At 57.5% G+C, this 18,567-nt stretch carries 13 protein-coding genes; 6 read left to right on the top strand and 7 right to left on the bottom strand.

Annotation, left to right across the window (positions count from 1 at the left end):
* The 4 genes from K0H47_RS26510 to rlmF form a co-directional block, all read left to right on the top strand.
* Positions 1-239: hypothetical protein (locus K0H47_RS26510; RefSeq protein WP_219273881.1), on the top strand; the 239-nt coding region annotated here is incomplete at its 5' end.
* 183 nt (positions 240-422) lie between these two features.
* The gene (locus K0H47_RS26505) at positions 423-3,269 is read left to right on the top strand and encodes a valine--tRNA ligase (protein ID WP_093201562.1); all 2,847 of its coding nucleotides are present in this window, start codon (positions 423-425) and stop codon (positions 3,267-3,269) included.
* 281 nt (positions 3,270-3,550) lie between these two features.
* Entirely contained in the window at positions 3,551-8,743 is a 5,193-nt protein-coding gene (locus K0H47_RS26500) for an RHS repeat-associated core domain-containing protein (protein WP_219273880.1), read from the top strand.
* A gap of 153 nt (positions 8,744-8,896) precedes the next feature.
* Positions 8,897-9,919 (top strand): 23S rRNA (adenine(1618)-N(6))-methyltransferase RlmF, encoded by a 1,023-nt coding sequence (gene rlmF / locus K0H47_RS26495; protein WP_219273879.1) that lies wholly within the window; start codon positions 8,897-8,899, stop codon positions 9,917-9,919.
* Between the two features lie 64 nt (positions 9,920-9,983).
* Here rlmF and K0H47_RS26490 read toward each other — a convergent pair whose 3' ends face one another.
* The gene (locus tag K0H47_RS26490) at positions 9,984-10,265 is read right to left on the bottom strand and encodes an HU family DNA-binding protein (protein WP_017476062.1); all 282 of its coding nucleotides are present in this window, start codon (positions 10,263-10,265) and stop codon (positions 9,984-9,986) included.
* Positions 10,266-10,662: 397 nt separating this feature from the next.
* On the opposite strand from K0H47_RS26490, the gene yejK reads away from it, so the two are divergent.
* Together yejK and K0H47_RS26480 are read left to right on the top strand one after the other, a co-directional pair.
* Complete coding sequence (yejK, locus tag K0H47_RS26485) at positions 10,663-11,667, top strand: nucleoid-associated protein YejK (RefSeq protein WP_003212745.1); 1,005 nt, start codon at positions 10,663-10,665, stop codon at positions 11,665-11,667.
* On the top strand, positions 11,667-12,017 hold the full coding sequence (locus K0H47_RS26480) for a glutaredoxin family protein (protein ID WP_201141029.1): 351 nt from the start codon (positions 11,667-11,669) through the stop codon (positions 12,015-12,017). Before yejK ends, K0H47_RS26480 begins: the two co-directional genes overlap by 1 nt.
* A 146-nt stretch (positions 12,018-12,163) precedes the next feature.
* Here K0H47_RS26480 and K0H47_RS26475 read toward each other — a convergent pair whose 3' ends face one another.
* The 6 genes from K0H47_RS26475 to K0H47_RS26450 form a co-directional block, all read right to left on the bottom strand.
* On the bottom strand, positions 12,164-14,404 hold the full coding sequence (locus K0H47_RS26475; RefSeq protein WP_093201580.1) for a TonB-dependent receptor: 2,241 nt from the start codon (positions 14,402-14,404) through the stop codon (positions 12,164-12,166).
* A gap of 273 nt (positions 14,405-14,677) precedes the next feature.
* Complete coding sequence (locus K0H47_RS26470; RefSeq protein ID WP_219273878.1) at positions 14,678-15,667, bottom strand: FecR family protein; 990 nt, start codon at positions 15,665-15,667, stop codon at positions 14,678-14,680.
* Entirely contained in the window at positions 15,664-16,227 is a 564-nt protein-coding gene (locus K0H47_RS26465) for an RNA polymerase sigma factor (RefSeq protein WP_063033062.1), read from the bottom strand. Before K0H47_RS26465 ends, K0H47_RS26470 begins: the two co-directional genes overlap by 4 nt.
* 8 nt (positions 16,228-16,235) lie before the next feature.
* A complete protein-coding gene (locus K0H47_RS26460) occupies positions 16,236-16,562 on the bottom strand; it encodes a DUF3325 domain-containing protein (RefSeq protein WP_063033063.1) in 327 nt (108 codons plus the stop codon).
* A complete protein-coding gene (locus K0H47_RS26455; RefSeq protein ID WP_219273877.1) occupies positions 16,563-18,137 on the bottom strand; it encodes a PepSY domain-containing protein in 1,575 nt (524 codons plus the stop codon).
* On the bottom strand, positions 18,134-18,436 hold the full coding sequence (locus K0H47_RS26450; RefSeq protein WP_017476055.1) for a DUF3649 domain-containing protein: 303 nt from the start codon (positions 18,434-18,436) through the stop codon (positions 18,134-18,136). The genes K0H47_RS26455 and K0H47_RS26450 overlap by 4 nt, the downstream gene beginning before the upstream one ends.
* Positions 18,437-18,567 lie beyond the last annotated feature (131 nt).

Below are 18,567 nucleotides of genomic sequence, written 5' to 3'. Positions count from 1 at the left end.
CTCGACAGCCGCAGCTCTCAGGCAGGGCCGCCCCCAATACGGATATCTATGCGTATGGCAAAGACTACAACCCGGCGTATGGCAACGTAAAAGCAGACGCCAATGGCAATTGGCGTATCCCGCCGACGCAGGACCTGAGGCTTGAGCCTGACGGTACCGCTGTGGTGATAGTGGCTCAACTCGCCAGCGACGGCGCCAGCTGGGCGTCGCCATGGGCAACCGTGACCTATAACTTCTGAGCCGCCCGCCGTCACGCCATCACGCCATCACGCTCGTACTATCCCATGAGCAGGATGGCGTGACGTGCTACAGAACAGAGATGACTTTCCCCCCTCATCATCACCTGGCTCTACGCCCATAGGCACATCCCCGCTATACTCACCGGCTTTTCTTCAGCAAATGCCAATAGGGTCCCGCCGCGCATGGATAAGACCTACCAGCCGCACGCCATTGAAACTTCCTGGTACAACACCTGGGAGTCCGAGAATTATTTCGCTCCGCAAGGCGCGGGCGATGCCTACACCATCATGATTCCGCCACCGAACGTCACTGGCAGCCTGCACATGGGCCATGGCTTCAACAATGCGATCATGGATGCCCTGATTCGTTTCCGCCGCATGCAGGGTCGCAACACCCTGTGGCAGCCAGGTACCGACCACGCCGGTATCGCCACCCAGATGCTGGTGGAACGCCAACTGGAAGCCACTGGCCAGAACCGTCACGACCTGGGTCGCGAGAAATTCCTGGAGAAAATCTGGGAATGGAAGGATCAGTCCGGCGGCAACATCAGCCGTCAGATCCGTCGCCTGGGCTCGTCCGTCGACTGGAGCCGCGAGCGCTTCACCATGGACGACGGCCTGTCGGAAGCTGTGAAAGAAGCCTTCGTGCGCCTGCATGAAGACGGCCTGATCTATCGCGGCAAGCGCCTGGTCAACTGGGACACCAAGCTGCACACGGCAATTTCCGACCTTGAAGTGGAAAACCACGACGAGAAAGGTTTCCTGTGGAACCTCAAGTACCCGTTGGCTGACGGCGCCAAGACCGCCGAAGGCAATGATTACCTGATCGTCGCCACCACCCGTCCGGAAACCATGCTTGGCGACGCCGCCGTCGCGGTTAACCCAAACGACGAGCGCTACCAGGCGCTGATCGGCAAGTTCGTTGAGCTGCCGCTGGTTGGCCGTCGCATCCCGATCATCGCGGACGATTACTGCGACCCTGAATTCGGCACCGGCTGCGTAAAAATCACCCCGGCCCACGATTTCAACGACTACGAAGTCGGCAAGCGCCACAACCTGCCGCTGCTGAACATCTTCGACAAGAACGCCGCTGTGCTGCCGGCCTGCCAGGTGTTCAACCTCGACGGCACGCTGAACGAAAGCATCGACGGCAAGATCCCGGCTGAATACGCGGGCCTCGACCGTTTTGAAGCGCGCAAGCAGATCGTTGCCGCCTTCGACGCCGCGGGCCTGCTGGTAAGCGTCGACGACCACGCCCTGAAAGTGCCGAAAGGCGACCGTTCCGGCACCGTCATCGAGCCTTGGCTGACCGACCAGTGGTACGTGTCTACCAAACCTTTGGCTGAGCCGGCAATTGCCGCCGTGGAAGACGGCCGCATCGCGTTCGTGCCCAAGCAGTACGAAAACATGTACTTCTCGTGGATGCGTGACATCCAGGATTGGTGCATCAGCCGTCAGCTGTGGTGGGGCCACCGGATTCCGGCCTGGTACGACGAGTCGGGCAAGGTCTACGTTGGCCGCGACGAAGCCGAAGTTCGTGCCAAGCACAACCTCGGCCCGGACGTGGCGCTGCAACAGGACAACGACGTACTGGACACCTGGTTCAGCTCGGGCCTGTGGACGTTCTCCACCTTGGGCTGGCCGCAACAGACCGAATTCCTGAAGAAATTCCACTCCACCGACGTGCTGGTCACCGGTTTCGACATCATTTTCTTCTGGGTTGCCCGGATGATCATGCTCACCATGCACTTGGTGAAGAACGAAGACGGCACGCCGCAGGTACCGTTCAAGACCGTGTACGTCCACGGCCTGGTGCGTGATGGCCAGGGCCAGAAGATGTCCAAGTCCAAGGGCAACGTCCTGGACCCACTGGACATCATCGACGGCATCGACCTGGAAACCCTGGTGCAGAAACGCACCTCGGGCCTGATGCAGCCGAAACTGGCGAAGAAGATCGAGAAGCAGACCCGCGACGAGTTCGCCGATGGCATCGCCAGCTACGGCACCGACGCCCTGCGCTTTACCTTCTGCTCGCTGGCGTCCACCGGTCGCGACATCAAGTTCGACATGGGCCGCGTCGAAGGCTACCGCAACTTCTGCAACAAGATCTGGAACGCCGCGCGCTACGTGCTGGATAAAGGCGAAGACTGCGGCCAGAACGGCGAGGCCATCGAGCTGTCCCTGGCGGATCGCTGGATCATCTCCCAGCTGCAGCGCACCGAAGCCGAAGTGACCCGTCAACTCGACCAGTTCCGCTTCGACCTGGCGGCACAGGCCTTGTACGAGTTCATCTGGAACCAGTATTGCGACTGGTACCTGGAACTGTCCAAGCCCGTGCTGTGGGACGAGAACTCGCCGATCGAACGTCAGCGCGGCACCCGTCACACCCTGGTGCGCGTACTGGAAGTGGCGTTGCGCCTGGCGCATCCGTTCATGCCTTTCATCACCGAAGAAATCTGGCAGCGCATCGCGCCGCTGGCGGGCAAAGACGGCAAGACCATCATGCTGCAACCTTGGCCCGTGGCCAACGAAGCCCGCATTGATGAGGCGGCCGAAAGCGATATCGAGTGGCTCAAGACCCTGATGATGGGCACGCGCAACATCCGCGCCGAGATGAACATCGGTCCGGGCAAGCCACTGGCCGTGTTCGTGAAAAACGCCAGCGCCGAAGATCAGCGTCGCCTCACCGAGAACGACGCGCTGCTCAAGAAGCTGGCGAAGCTGGAGTCGATCACCGTATTGGCCGCTGGCGCCGAAGCACCGCTGTCCGCCACCGCACTGGTTGGCGAGATGGAAGTGCTGGTGCCGATGGCCGGCCTGATCGACAAAGGTGCCGAACTGGCGCGCCTGGACAAGGAAATCCTGCGCCTGCAAGGCGAAGTGCAGCGGGTGGGCGGCAAGCTGTCCAACGCCGCCTTCGTCGACAAGGCCCCGGCTGAAGTTATCGACAAGGAACGCGCCAAACTGGCTGAAGCTGAACAGGCTTTGGGCAAGCTGGCGGAGCAGCACGCGCGTATATCCAGCCTGTGAGGTAGCTGAATCTACGGAAAAACCGAATGCCAAGACAGATCAATCATTTGATCTGGTCTTGGCATTTTTGGTTTGTGCCGGACGCTGAGCGTTTCCAACATGTGCCCTACAAACGATAGACAAACTAAATAACATAGCAATTACTTCGATCAGTTATAAAAAACTGTCAACTATGACAGTAGAGGGCTCCCGCTTGTCCTCGTAGTATGAAAACAGCCACATTAAATTTCAAACGAAGAAATATGGCTGGCTTTCATTTTCACTCAAGCGAGGCGAATGTCATGACCACCCAGACCGAAGCGTATCAACTCTTTGATACCTTAAGCCCCATGATTCATGGTGTAGCTCAACAGTCGGGAAAGTTCCATACTTACATCCCCATCGCCCAGCTGAAAGGCAACAACGGGCTAGGCCCGACTCTTGACATCAACCTGTTCTATTCACCGGAACTACAAGACCTGACTTTTGTAAATTGGAGCATGCGCCTAAGTCACTACCTACTATGGAGTCCAACCAGCCTAAGCCGGACCACATCAATAATGTATTTATCCAGAGGAGAAGCATGGTCCTTTTCTGAAAACGAATTTAAAGGCACACCCAACTTTACCGTCAACTTTCCCGATGGCGGCTCCAACACCATGAAAGTCATTTGGAAGGACGGAACCGTAGAAGTTCTTGAGAGACACATAAGCACATTGATTGTGCCGGATCCGCTCAACAACCGAGAAGATGCGATCTATTACATCCTTAAAAAAGTGATTACTCCTACAGGTCACGCGCTCACGCTCAATTGGGAAGACTATAAGCAATTAGGTCCCTCCGGCCTCGTTGATTGGGACATTCCACGCCTCACCTCCGTCTCGGATGATTCGCAGGTATTATTAAAGATTGCCTACCCAGACCACAACAGGTCCTCCACCGATGCGAATTACACACGCCGGCCTGTGGTTGATGGAACCGTGACCTTCACCGTATATCCTGATACAGCGCAAAGTTATTCATATGACTTTCAGATCACTACGGCAGGCTTGGTAAAATCAGCCAAAAACGGGACAGTCGACGTGGCTCGGTACAGCTACGAACCGGTAAACCCAATACCTGGATCAATCCAGATATCCAGGATTAACCAAATATCACGCGACTCTGGCCTGAACGACACCCTGAGCTACTCTGCCGACAAACAAAAAATATCCCAACATACTAAAACCTTCAACTCACAGCCTTATACCGATAAAACTTATACGTTCACTGACGGCAAAACCACTGTCATCGACAGTGCCACTTCTGAGAAAACAGAATTCTACTTTGATAATAACCAACGCCAATTCAAAGAGGTCCAGACCTCCGGCAGCAACACCAAAACGGTAGAGTCCGACATTTCAAATACCGACACTTCATTTACGTCTACCACTCGTACTACCTTCACAAACAAAGCAGGGCAGTCCCGCACAGAATCCAGCACGATAACGATGGATACTCTTGGGAACCCACTCAGCCGAACAGAAAATGATGTCACTACTGAATGGACCTATTATCAGGGTGCGCCCAGGTTAGAGATATTAGTCCGAAAGGAAACATATACAGACCCGAATGCGAGTGCCGGAGACTGGATCGGCGACTATGTTAATCCTATCGGATGGGGCGGCCTGCTTTTCGGCAATTCAGGGCTTACTTGGGGAACTCAGGAAATACGTACCACCATTGCACATCGCACCCCCACGACAACTACAACCCAGACCGCGAATCTGCCCGTGAATGTGAGCTGCCCAGGCGACTCCAACTACTTCAAGGTCTTCATCGAATCCGAAAAGGTCTATACCACACGCAATGGCCAACGGCTCGATTTGCAGTGGACGTTCTACGGTTACGGTGACGTACCGGTAAGGGGCACTGAGGTCAGAGGACCCACCGTCAAACCCACCATTAAATTGACCATTTTCAATCCTGTAGGAGACCCAGCAGGCAGGCTCAACGCTTGGCAAAATGGCAGCATGACGGTAGAAGAGACCCGTTATAACGAGGACGTAAATTCAATACATCACGGACGAGTAAGCGCCACCACCCAACGTATTCTGGACTCGTCTGGCAAGACGGTTGCCAACTCCACGATCAGCACCCGTTTCGATTACACACTCACCGGTAATGAACTGACCACCGCAACTCGAGTGACCCCGGGGAATTCGCCAGAAATCACCACTGAAGAGACGCGCCTGACTCTTTTCGACCGACTTCTGTCCTCCAGCGATACCCTAGGCAACACCACTGATTACAAGTATGACGCTCTAGGACGCGTGACCGAGCAGACAAGCTATGCGGACGACACATCAAAAATCACGACAGGATTTACTTACAGCGATTCAAATTCATCGGCACATAACACCGTTACCCGAACCAGCACACTCGGAGAACAAACCCGTGAGACTCTTGATCAACTCGGGCGAAAGATTCAAAGTGAAAGACTGCACTCGGATGAACGTAGATGGCTGACAATGGCCACGATGACCTACGACATCAGGAACCGTGAAAGTACGATCACCGAACATGACTACCGTCCGGACGGCTCGATTTTTCTAAGTCGCACGCGCAATTTGAGCTACGACGACTGGGGCGCTATCTCCAAAATAGAATGGGTTGGCGGCGTGACCCAGGGGTTCGACTATGATCCAGTGACACTGCAACAATCCCAGTGGACAAATTACGGAACACGTCATGTTGCGAGCACTACGACACGGCGTGATGATGGCGGTGGAGTGCAACGATTTGAAACCCATCTGCATGCCAATGGCCAACTGACGCACTCTTACAGCAGTACTTACGATGCACTGGGGCGCTTGTCACAGGAGTCCTCATCCAACGCCCCTGATCGCCTGTACACCTATGACGCTTTTGGCAGACTGACGCGCATTACCGCCGCAGGTGAGACCACCGTCAACGAATATCCACCCCATACCCTCTCGGCTACGGCGAGCGCTGCTCGTCTCGAGTCAGCCGGCCAGAGCATCACATTGGGCACACGAACAGTAGATAGCATGGGTCGCGTGGTCCAATCGACCATTGGTGGGCGGACGACGAGCTTTACTTACCAAGACGCTTCCGCATGGTCGAAAGCCAGCGTTGTACGAGCCAGCGAGTCTACTCAACCCATTCCGGTTACTCTAAATGCGGACTATGACGTAACACGCAACCTCGCCACCGAAACCATCACCGGTGGTATCGAACGTAACAGTAACTCAGCCACCAGTTCCGTGACATATACCCGCTCACTGCGCGGAATACTCCTGAGTGAGACAGACGCATTTGGCAATACCACAACACAGAGCTACGACACTCAAGGACGCGTGATCAGGGCAAGCAGCGCTAATGCAACAACTAACCTCCTTTATGACGAGAACGGCCGACTGTCGACTGAAACGGTTACTGCCATAGCGGTTGGTCGAGCGGTACTCACGCGTTATACGTACGATGACACTGATCGAGAGATTGAGCGCACGTTCGAGTCCTCCGGTTTCAAGACACTCAGGCTCACTCAAAGCTATGGAAGAACTAATCAGATCGCCAGCATGGCACTGTATGAAGACGGCACGCTTTTGCGCGAAGAAACCTTTGGTTATGACGCCCAAGGTCGACTGGCGTCCTATACATGTCAAGGACCGCGCAAACCGGTAACGCCCGAAGGTCTGGTGCTGGATCGGCAGTCATTTACCTATGACTTGGCCGGCAACCTGAAACAATGCGACAACACGGCAAACGGCCGTATGTTCCCGGATGTTTACCAGTATTCAACAACAGACCCGAATCAGTTAATCAGTGTCACCCGCTGGAAACCCGATTCTACTTCTCAGATATTTACGTTCACCTACGACCGCGAGGGCTATCTGAGCGGTGGCGCCAGCGGCACGCTTAAATACTCTGCCGGTGGGCGCCTGGGCAACTTGAACTTGGCGAAAGGTTCTTATGATTATTCCTATAATAATATTGGCCAGATCGTCGGATGCGCAGGCCCTGACTATTACGACTTTTTCTACTATCAGGGCGACTTTCAATATGCCCGCAAAGGCGTCATAAACATTCAGGGGCAGTTGCATAACAAGCTGTCTGTTCTGCTGAACAAGAGCAGCGCCTGCTTGTTGCAGCAAAATACGCTTGGCGTTTCCGCAGGAGCTGCGACCGTCAGCTATTCCTTCGAAATCAGAGATATCAAAGGTACAGTCATTGCCAGCCTAAACACACTCGATAATAGCTCGTCATTATTTTCCTATACGCCATTCGGGTACAGGCCTCATGACTGGCAGCACCACAGTTGGATCGGTTTCAACGGTCAACCCATCGACCGTGTCAACGGCAATTACCATCTGGGCAACGGGACAAGGGTTTATAACCCCGAAACTCAGAACTTCCAGTCCCCGGATACCTTGAGCCCCTTTGGCCAAGGAGGAGCCAACACACGCAGCTACTGCCACAACGACCCGGTAAACTATAGCGACCCAAGCGGGAGATCAGAAATCTTCAATCAGGAGGTTGTTATCACTCATCCTGGGGGCATGTGGGATCGCATCGGGGTAGGCATAGTCACAGCCGCAGTCATAGGAATAATAGGTGTTGTTGCGGCGCCCTTTACAGGAGGCGCATCGATTGGTTGGGCAATAGTCGCAACTGGGCTTGCAATCACTTCCGCCGGGTTCGGCATAGCAGCAGTAGCCATCCAGGAAAGCGACCCAGCGTTGTCTGGTATTTTTGGCTGGGTTTCATTCGGGACGGGAATTGCAAGCGGAGTAACTGCTGTCACAGGCGCTGTAGCAGCGGCTCGGACGGCTGCGCAAGCAGCGGCACGAGTTACGCCATATATTAGCTCAAGGCCGGCGACCCCTATCTGGGAAAGAACCGTGCAGCAAGTCCTCCCTCGTAGAGGGAACTTACCTCCTGGCGTGTCCCAGAGCGGCACTGTCAATGCTTCTGTTCTGGGAACTCCCGTAAGCTCCACTTATGAAATTTACAGCGGCGGCCAGAACGCTAACATCTTGTTCATTGACGCCCATGGCTTTGCGATGGAAAGCCAGTATAAACTCCCCCCTATGCCTAATACCGAGTTCCAATTCCGCTCCGCAGTCGGCGTCAAAGCTGCCGATGTTAAATCCAGTTGGCAGACGAGAATAACGGGAACCACCCCCTATCGGTACGCACCTGGCGCGACAGATATTCCGAACTATATACTTGACGAATTTACAATTACCGAACATATGTCTATAGGCGCACTGACATCCAATTATAAAACTCAATTAGAAACAATGGCCAAGCTACTGAATGCCGACATCGTACGACCAACCAGTACAGTATTATTAGGAGATCTTCTTGATGAACTTGCTACTCAAGGTTTTACCTACGACCGTATTGTCGGAAACTTCTGCCGCGGAACGATGCCATATAACACCCCGCCCTTGATTCAAAGCTTCAGACGAGCCTTCGGTTGGTACTGACCCAAGAACACGACCGGGATGCTTTTTTTGAGCATTCCGGCCTTTGAATTTTCAATTCGAGGCACTTTTCAACACCACATACCAATTTGGGAGTCCGATTTATGTGTGACAATACCCGCCACTTTTGAAACAAACGCAGAATCGACGCAGCCCATGACCGCCCCCAGCACACCCAAAGCACCGCGCAAGAAGCCAAAACCCACCACGCCGGCCAAGCCCGTCGTTCCGCGCAAAGAGGCCACCTTGCATCCGCGTAACCGCCACCAGGGCCGTTACGACTTCCAGGCGCTGATCAAGACCACGCCGGAACTGGCGCAATTCGTGATCATCAACCCGTACGGCAAGGAAAGCATCGATTTCGCCAGCCCCGACGCGGTGCGGGTGTTCAACCGGGCGTTGCTCAAGGCGTTCTACGGCATCAATCACTGGGACATCCCGGCTGATTACCTGTGCCCACCGGTCCCGGGCCGTGCCGACTACGTACACTTCCTCGCCGACCTGCTGGCCAGCGTCAACGAAGGCGTGATCCCCCGTGGCGCGCCGGTGAAGGTGCTCGACATCGGCATGGGCGCCAACTGCGTCTACCCGTTGATCGGCTACAGCGAGTACCGCTGGAATTTCCTCGGTTCGGAAGTCGACCCGACGGCCGTGGCTGCCGCCAAGGCGATCGTGCAGTCCAACGGGCTGAACAAGGCCATCCAGCTGCGCCAGCAAACCAATCCCAAGCAGATCCTGCTGGGCCTGCTGGAGCCGGGCGAGCGTTTTGACCTGACCATGTGCAACCCGCCCTTCCACGCCTCCATGGATGAAGCGACCAAGGGCAGCGAACGCAAATGGCGTGCACTGGGCAAGGCTGATCCGAAGCGCAAGTTGCCGGTACTGAACTTCGGTGGCCAGTCGGCGGAATTGTGGTGTGAAGGCGGTGAAGCGCGGTTTGTGACGCAGCTAATCGCTGAAAGCGCGCATTTCCAGCACAAAGTGCTGTGGTTCAGCACCTTGGTGTCGAAGGCCTCAAACCTGCCGGCGATCCAGACTGCGCTGAAAAAGGCCGGTGTACTGGAAAGCCAGGTGGTGGAGATGTCCCAGGGCCAGAAGCAAAGCCGCTTCGTCGCCTGGACCTTCCAAACCCCGAGCGAGCAACAGGTGTGGCGCCAGCGTTGGGCGCGTAAAGACTGATAAATCGCAGGCAACAAAAAACCGTGCCCGGATCGCTCCGGAGCACGGTTTTTTTTGCTGCGTCTTACTTGTTAACAGCGTCGGTCAGGCTTTTTGCCACAACCAGCTTGATAACTTTCTTGGCAGCGATTTCGATGGCAGCGCCAGTCGAAGGGTTACGGCCAGTACGGGCAGGACGCTCGGTCACTTTCAGTTTGCCAACGCCTGGCAGAGTGATTTCGCCGCCGTTTTCCAGCTGATCAGCAACGATCTGGCTCAGTTGTTCAATCACTGCACGCACTTGAACTTTGGTGGCGCCAGTGGATTCAGCCAGATCAGCGATCAGTTGGTCTTTAGTAATAGCCATTGTGGTGTTCCTTCCCTATCAAATTCATTTGGATTGCAGAGTGCAGTGTCAGCCATCGAGCCCTGCCATCAAGGCCTGGCACCCAAGGGCTATAACCACGAAGATCGGGGTTATAGATACCTGAAACCGGGTTTGGTTCGACCTGACAAATGCTGAATGCACGCTTAACGCCCAGACTGCGCGTAAGACGGGGCAAAACTAGCACAGAGACGGGGAAATATCCGCCTCAACATACCCATTTGGTCAGCTTTATCGCTCTAAACCGTGAAAAAAAGGCATATGGCCCGTCGGATAGCGCTCAAAACGCCCTCCGAACAGCGCCATCCCCAGCGGGTGCGGTACACTGGCGACTTTTTCCGGGAGCCCGACCACTCCCCTTCAACCAGCCGAGAAGCCCATGCCGATCCGTCATTGCATCGTCCACCTGATCGACAAAAAACCCGACGGCACCCCCGCAGTTCTCCACGCCCGCGACTCCGAGCTTGCCGAGTCGGCCGCGATCGAGAACATGCTTGCCGACCTTAACGAGAGCTACAACGCCAAACAAGGCAAGGCCTGGGGCTTTTTCCATGCCGAGTCCGGCGCGCACCCGTTCAGCGGCTGGTTGAAGGAATATTTCGACGGCGGCAAGGATTTCACCGCGTTCAGCCGCATTGCGGTGGAACACCTGCAGAAGCTGATGGAGGAGTCCAACCTCTCCACCGGCGGCCACGTGCTGTTTGCCCACTATCAACAGGGCATGACCGATTACCTGGCGATCGCCCTGCTGCACCACAGTGAAGGCGTGGCAGTGACCGATCAGTTGGACGTGACGCCGTCGCGCCACCTCGACTTGGGCCAACTGCACCTGGCAGCGCGGATCAACGTGTCCGAATGGCAGAACAACAAGCAGTCCAAGCAGTACATCTCCTTTATCAAGGGCAAGAATGGCAAGAAGGTCTCGGAGTACTTCCGCGACTTTATCGGCTGCCAGGAAGGCGTCGACGGCCCCGGCGAGACCCGCACCCTGCTCAAGGCCTTCAGCGACTTTGTCGAAAGCGAAGACTTGCCGGACGAGTCCGCCCGCGAGAAAACCAAGACCCTGGTGGACTACGCCAGCAGCCAGGCCAAGCTCGGCGAGCCAATGGGCCTGGAAGAGCTGTCTGGGTTGATCGATGAAGATCGGCCAAAAGCCTTCTACGATCACATCCGCAACAAGGACTACGGCCTGTCGCCGGAAATCCCGGCAGATAAACGCACTCTGAACCAGTTCCGTCGCTTCACAGGGCGCGCCGAAGGCTTGTCCATCAGCTTTGAAGCGCACCTGTTGGGCGACAAGATCGAATACGACGAAGCCGCCGGCACCTTGATCATCAAGGGCCTGCCGACCCAGTTGACCGACCAACTCAAGCGTCGCAACTGATGCTGGGCGGGGTTCTGAAGAAAGTCCTGCTGGTGTTGCTGGTGGTGGTGGTTTTCCAGAACTGGGGCAAGATCGAGCGACTGTTCAACCCCTCGCAGGTGGTGCCGGAGCAGACACGCGCGGCAGCGCGCGTAGTGCTGTATTCCACCGAGTGGTGCGGCTACTGCAAACAGATCCGGCGCTTTCTGGATTCCAAGGGGATTCCCTACCAGGCGTTCGATATCGAGAAGGACGCCCAGGCGCGCAAGGCGTACGAGGCGCTGGGTGGCGGCGGGATTCCGTTTGTGGACGTGAATGGCGCGCTGATTCGCGACTACAACCCTGAAGCGATCATGGCCGCGCTGAAGTAAGCCGGCCTGATCCAGTGTGTGGTTTGTGTGGGAGCTGGCTTGCCTGCGATAGCATCACCTCAGTGCAACTGACTGACCGAGGCGCCTGCATCGCGGGCAAGCCCGGCTCCCACAAAAAACCCTTCCCACACAGAAAGGTGTGAGGCTTAGAAATTGGCCTCCAGGGAAACCATCGCCGTACGCTCTTCACCCACGTTGTAATAAGCCGAGCTGGCCGCCAGGCCATTCACTGGCGCCGAGTTGAACGACACGGTGCGTGCCGAGCTCAAGTATTCCTTATCAAACACGTTGAGCATCGAGAAGCGCAGCGCGGCCGACTTGATGACCTTCTTGTCCACCGGCAGGTAGATACCGGCGTTGAGGTCAAACACGGTGCGCCCGGAGATTTTCTCGTTGTTGGTCAAATCACCGTAGAACGCCCCGACATACTTGCCGGCAATGTTGCCGTAGTAGCGCTTGTCGTCGTAACCAAACACCAGGTTGAGCATGTTTTCCGGCACGTTGGCCAACTGGTTGCCCTTGGTCGGCAACAACACGTTCTTGCTGACAAAGTCGTCCTGCTGCTCGGACTTGGTATAGGTGTACGACGCGTAGTAGTTGAAGTTGTATGGCAGCAGGCCGCTCCACTCCAGCTCCAGGCCTTTGTTGGTCACGTCACCGACGTTGGCCATCACGTAGTCACCGTTCAAGTCGGTGGTCGACAGCTGGCGATCCTTGAAGGTGATGTAGAACAGGGTGGCGCTCAAGGCCATTTTCTCTTCGGTGTAGCGCCAGCCCAGCTCCTGGTTCCAGCTCAACTCGGGGTTGAGGTTGAGGGAGTCACCCTTGTTGTACAGCACGTAGTTCTGCGGGGTGCGCATGTTGCGGGTGACGTTGTAGAACGCCTGGTTGCTCTCGTCGACCTGGTACTTGGCACTGAAGTTCGGCAGGAACTGATGGTAACGGGCGTTACGCTTTTCCGGCTTGTCGTACAGGCTGCCCAGGTTGTCGCCGTCACGCTCGACGTACTGGTAGGCCAGCCCGCCGACAAAACTCAGGTCTGGCGTGGCTTGCCAGCTGTCCTGCACCCACAGTTTCTGGGCCGGGGTCACGGTGTACTGGTGGCGGCCCTGGACGGTCTTGCCGTTCTTGTCGACCACCTGGCCGCCGCTGTTGTAATCACCCCAGATGTCGTCGGGTGCACCTTCGCTGTTGATCCCGATATACGGCTGGGTCTGGCGCTGGCGAGCGCGCTCGTACCAGTAACCGTAGTCCAGGCTGTGTTCCTCGTTGATGTCCCATTTCATTTTGACCGTGACGCCAGGGCGCCAGGTTTCGGTCCACGACGGCCGGTAGTAGTTGGCGGACTGGAGGTTACCCAGGTCGTAGTTACCGGCCTTGTCGGACTTCGGCCCCAGGTTGGTCGCGGTCTGGCCGCTGAAACTGCCGCCGTTGCCCCAGTAGTAGTAAGGCGCAACCGTCAGGGCCAGGTCATCACGCAGACGCCAGCGCTGGGTGAAGGTGGTCATGACACTTTCAAAAGGGTTGCGGTTGAGCTTGTAGGAAGACGACAGCAAGCCGTTTTTGTAGACCGGGGTTTCCGAGTAATCCAGGCGCCGCCCCTGTTGTTGGAACTGGGCCTTGCTCAGGGTGTTGTAGTTGTAGTTTTCCTGCTTGTTGTACTTCATGGTGAAGTTACTGGAGTTGCCGTTGTCGTCTTCGAACAGCGTGCTCCACTCCACCTTGTCACCGCGCACAGTGCCCTTGCCGCGCCACTTGTCGCCCTCGGTGTGAGAGGCCGAGACCCAGGTCTTGAAGCCGCCCAGGTCGCCGGTGTTGAGCCGTGCGAAGGACTTTGTCAGGTTGTTCGAGCCGATGGATTGTTTGACGAACAAGCCTGGCTCTTTGGTCGGCCGGATCGTGACCATGCCGATATTGCCGCCGCTGGAACCAATGTGCGGGCCGTCCGCTTCCGAGGAGCCCTGGGTGACAAACACTTCGCCGACGTTTTCCGGATCGCCCAACTGGTTGGCGTACACGCCATAGCTGCCGGAGTCGTTGATCGGCACGCCGTCCATGGAAACCCCGACCTGGTCGGAGTTCATGCCGCGCATGGTGAAGCTGGTGCCGCTCATGCCGCTGGCGTCATCGTTGGATACGTTGATGCCCGGGGTGTACTTGAGCTTGTCGATGGCGTTGGCCGTCGGGGACATTTCGTCCATGGCTTCCTTGGTCACGGTGGACCGGGCCTTGGCGCTTTCTTCCTGAATCATGTGGCCGGTGCCCAGGGTACGTTCGCCGGCGACGTGCACCGAACCGACATCCTGGGAGTCGTCTGCCAGAACCAGCGGCGCAAAGCCGCCCAGGCCCGATGCTAAAAGCAGGGCATAGAGTTTGTTGTAGGTCACGAGTAGATCCCTTACATGCATCTATCTGTTGTTATGGGGGAGGTATTGGCGGTTTTGGCTGGGTGAACAGCGCCGCCAATCTTCCTGACCACCTGCTCAGGAATCCGAGGATCATCCGTGCATCACGTAACGATTTGGTTACAGGTTTTGGCGATTGCGATGAAGGTTAAATGAAAGGTCTACGGACACCGATGTGCCGAGGCATGGGGATCTTCGAGGAAGGAAGGTGCAAGTAATGACAGCGCTACGCTATTGCAGCGTAGCGCTCTGTACCTAGCGCAATACGATCATCCGACCGAGCAGCGTGTGCTGTTCAAACCCCAAGACAGCCTGCAGCGCATTGAGCACCGCCTGGGGATCCTTGCTCGGGAAACTGCCACTGACACGCCGAGCGGCGAGGTCGTCATTGAGCAGAAGAATACGACCGGGATAGTAGCGGCCGAGGTCTTGCACTACGTCGGCCAGGGGCGCCTTGTAGTAGTTGAGCCAACCGTCGCGCCAAGCCAGGCGCGACTCGCTGTCGACCGCGTGCAACTCATCGGCGACACCATCGGCGTAAGCCACTTGCTGGCCGGCCGTCAGAATCTGCTGCTGACCATACTTCGACGGCGTAACGCCAACCCGGCCGGACAACACCGTCACCTGCGCACCTGCCGGTTGCAGGCGCACCTCAAACTGCGTGCCCAGCACCCGTGCTTCACCGCTACCAGCTTCGACCACGAAGGACTCGCCCGTGTGGGTCACACTGAAAAAGCCGGCGCCACGCCGAAGTTGGATATGGCGCTCACCATGGCTGAAATCCACCGCAATGGCGCTGTCGGCGTCCAGGGTGACCTGGCTTTGATCGGCCAGGGTCACGGTCTTCACCTCACCCGGCGCGGTGACGTAATCCGCGCCGAAATCATCGACCCAGCGCGACGGCTGCCAGCCGGCGCCCATCGAGATCATCAGCATCAGGCAGGCGGCCATGGCCAGGGCGCCAGACCAGCGCCGCACGCTGGAGCGTTTCGAGGTATTCATCGCGCTCAAGTAACGCTGCAACGCCAGGGCATCCTCATCCGCCAACGTTCTGGCCGGTACTTCACTCAATTCCCACAGCACCTGGGCCTGGGCGTAGGCCTCGACATGCGCCGGATCAGCCCGCAGCCAATGGCTGAACGTGGCCTGGTCGCCACTGCTGGGCTGGTCGTGCAACAAACTCAGCCAGGCCAGTGCGGCCTGTTCCTGGTCGGGCGTCGGGGTGACGCGGGCAGTGGCGTTCACGGGGCTTTCCTTGGCGATGGTTCACGAAGGCTGGCCTTGCAGGCTTCGAGGGCACGCATCATATGTTTTTCCACGGCACTTTGGGACAGGCCCATGGCCTTGGCGATCTCCGCGTACTTGCGGCCATGGATGCGGTTGAGCAGGAAAATCTGCCGGGTACGTTCCGGCAAGCTGCGCAGGGCCGCTTCGACATGGCGCAGATCATTGCCCGCCTCCAGCGCGGCCTGGGGCTCGGAGCCCTGGTTGTCCTGCTGTTCCGGCAGCCAGCCTTCACTGCTGCGCACCCGGGCGCCTTCGCTGCGCAGGTGGTCGATGGCGATATTGCCGGCGCAGCGCAGCAGGTAAGTGCTGAGTTCCTCGACCTGTACCAGTGGCCGGCGCCAGAAGCGCAGGAACAAATCCTGCACCAGGTCTGCCGCCGTCGCACGGCAACCCACCCGGCGACTGACTAACGCTTCCATCTGCGAACGCTGGGACAGGAACACCTGCAGGAAATGCGCACGGCCGCCTGCCGCGTCTGCGTGCTGCTCTTGATGTTCGGGAGGCGTGGTGATCATCAACGGTGGACTCAAAGGGTCGCGAAGGCCGCAACCGGACTGGCCAGCAGGCCGACGCCCGCCAGGATCAAGGCCAGCCTTGGCCGATACGGCAACAGCAACACCAGCAGCAACCCGCTGAGCATCAGCACCGCGCACCACTCCACCAGGCCCTGGCTCCAACCCGTCGCGAGCACCGCCGGCCAGATCGAGACGATCAACAGCAACCAGCCGCCCACGCGCAAACCCAGACGCCGACGGGGCGTGGGTTTACTGTGCAGCAGTTCGCCATGGTGCCGGTCCATGGACAGGCACAATGCAGTAAACCCTGCGTAACACAGCAGCAGCGCCAGGAGCATTCAGTTCACCTCGCCCTTGAGGGTCAACGGACGGGCGCGTTCGGCCTTGGGCTGAGGGACACGGCGGTGCTGCATTTTCCAGGCAGCCCAGGCGAGGAACACGCCGCTGCCCAGGCACGTCAGGTCGAAGCCGGCCATCGCCCAATCGCCGTTGGCCAGGGACACCCCCAAATGCTGGGACGTGGTCAGCGCGTTGAGCACCGGTACGCCAATAAACAGCAGCGCGCCCACGCTCAGTTGCTCAACCCAGCCGCGACGCCCCTGGCGGACAATCGCATGCAGAACGCTCAAGCCCCAGGCAATAAAGAAGGCTTGTACTTCCCAGTCCGAGCGCCCGGCAAAGCTTGCCGGTAACAGGCGGTTGGCCCAGAAGAATGCAGCGATGGCGATCATCAAGCCGGACATACTGGCGATATTCAGCACTTCCACCAACCGCAGCTCAAAGGGCATCACACCGGTTTTGGCGTGCTTGAGCTGGCGCTTACCCAGCCACATCACCAGTCCGGTGCCGATCATTGCGGTGCCCGCCAGGCCGCAGATGAAATACAGCCAGCGCAATACCGGGCCGGCGAAGTGGCCCATGTGCAAACCGTAGAAGCTGCCACTAATTGCCGCCGGCAGCGACTGCTCGCCGCTGACCCGCAGCAGCTCGCCGCTGGTGCCGTTGAATGAGACAGTGCTGCCAAAGTCGTGCACCACTCGATCCGACCCGGCGCGGAATACATTGACCGAGGCGTTCACATCGCTGGGATTATTCACCACCAGCCGTCCGACATGCCCACCGGCCCATTGCTCACGCGCCTGCTCGTACATCGGCCCCAGCGGCAACAGCTGCCCGGGTTGGCCAAGGGCTGGCGCGTTGTCGGTGGCCGGGAACACATCATTGAAGAACGCACGGGTGTCGTTGCCGTAAGAGGCGAGAATGCTCGCCGGCATCACCATGTTCATGAAAATCACCAGGCTGCTGTAGGTGATCATCAAGTGAAATGGCAACACCAGCACGCCCACGGCGTTGTGCCCGTCGAGCCAGGAGCGCTGGCCCTTGCGCGGGCGGAAGGTGAAGAAGTCCTTGAAGATTTTCTTGTGGGTGATGATCCCGGTGATCAGCGCCACGAACATCACCATCGCGGCGATGGTCGACAGCCAGCGGCCCCACGGATAGGGCATTTGCAGCTGGAAGTGGAAGCGATAGAAGAATTCGCCGCCCATGCTTTCCCGGGCCTGGATCTGCTCGCCGCTGATGGGATCGATGAGTTTTTCGATGAAATTGCCGCGCTTGCCCGGGTCGACCTTGTCTTGCCACATCACCGACAGGCCCGGCTCCCGGCGGCTTGGCAAGGTGATAAACCAGCGCGCGGCATTGGGCGCCTGTTGTTGCAGATAGGTTTGGGCGGCGGCCAGGCTACGGGCGTTGTCGACGGGATGCGCCTGCACTTCGGGCTGCATCCAATGGGTAATTTCGTCCTTGAAATAGGACAAGGTGCCCGTCAGGAAAATCGCAAACAGCAGCCAGCCAAAGATCAGCCCGGCCCAGGTGTGCAACCAGGCCATGGCCTGACGGAAGCCCTCTTTCATGTGCGTGCCATCCAGTACGTCAACCCGGCGAACGTGGCCAGCATCGCGCTGGGCAGCAACACGCCGAACCAGGCACGCCAGGCAGTGCGGCAGGCAAAACACCAGATCACCGCCAGCAGATAGAACACAAACGAACTCAGCATGCCGCTGATCACTGCATCGGCGCGGCTGGTGGGCAACCAAAACGCCATGCACACGCTGGCCAGGGACGCCAGCAGGTAACCGCCGACCACAGCCGCCAGTACCCGCGAGGTCACGGCAAGACGGTAGGAAACGGGAAGTGAGGTTTTGCGTTTCATGCACAAGGCGCCAGGTTCGTTAGCGCGCAATATTAATGATAAAGGTTCTCATAAGCAAAAGAGAACGCATCACTGGCAATTGCCGAACCCGCCTATGCGCCCTACAATGAGAACAATTCTTGTTCTCTAAA

It is taken from the genome of Pseudomonas sp. Xaverov 83 (genome assembly GCF_019352905.1).
GTDB classification, from domain to species: Bacteria; Pseudomonadota; Gammaproteobacteria; order Pseudomonadales; family Pseudomonadaceae; genus Aquipseudomonas; species Aquipseudomonas yamanorum.
The sequence above is the reverse complement of the archived record's forward strand: the minus strand, read 5'-3'. Positions and strand labels throughout refer to the sequence as shown.

What these genes read in the sequence shown, in the direction of transcription:
- yejK (WP_003212745.1), top strand. Translation starts at nt 10,663, where the DNA reads ATGCCGATCCGTCATTGCATCGTCCACCTGATCGACAAAAAACCCGAC.
- K0H47_RS26490 (WP_017476062.1), bottom strand. Translation starts at nt 10,265, where the DNA reads ATGGCTATTACTAAAGACCAACTGATCGCTGATCTGGCTGAATCCACT.
- K0H47_RS26455 (WP_219273877.1), bottom strand. Translation starts at nt 18,137, where the DNA reads ATGAAAGAGGGCTTCCGTCAGGCCATGGCCTGGTTGCACACCTGGGCC.
- K0H47_RS26480 (WP_201141029.1), top strand. Translation starts at nt 11,667, where the DNA reads ATGCTGGGCGGGGTTCTGAAGAAAGTCCTGCTGGTGTTGCTGGTGGTG.
- K0H47_RS26505 (WP_093201562.1), top strand. Translation starts at nt 423, where the DNA reads ATGGATAAGACCTACCAGCCGCACGCCATTGAAACTTCCTGGTACAAC.
- K0H47_RS26500 (WP_219273880.1), top strand. Translation starts at nt 3,551, where the DNA reads ATGACCACCCAGACCGAAGCGTATCAACTCTTTGATACCTTAAGCCCC.
- rlmF (WP_219273879.1), top strand. Translation starts at nt 8,897, where the DNA reads ATGACCGCCCCCAGCACACCCAAAGCACCGCGCAAGAAGCCAAAACCC.
- K0H47_RS26450 (WP_017476055.1), bottom strand. Translation starts at nt 18,436, where the DNA reads ATGAAACGCAAAACCTCACTTCCCGTTTCCTACCGTCTTGCCGTGACC.
- K0H47_RS26460 (WP_063033063.1), bottom strand. Translation starts at nt 16,562, where the DNA reads ATGCTCCTGGCGCTGCTGCTGTGTTACGCAGGGTTTACTGCATTGTGC.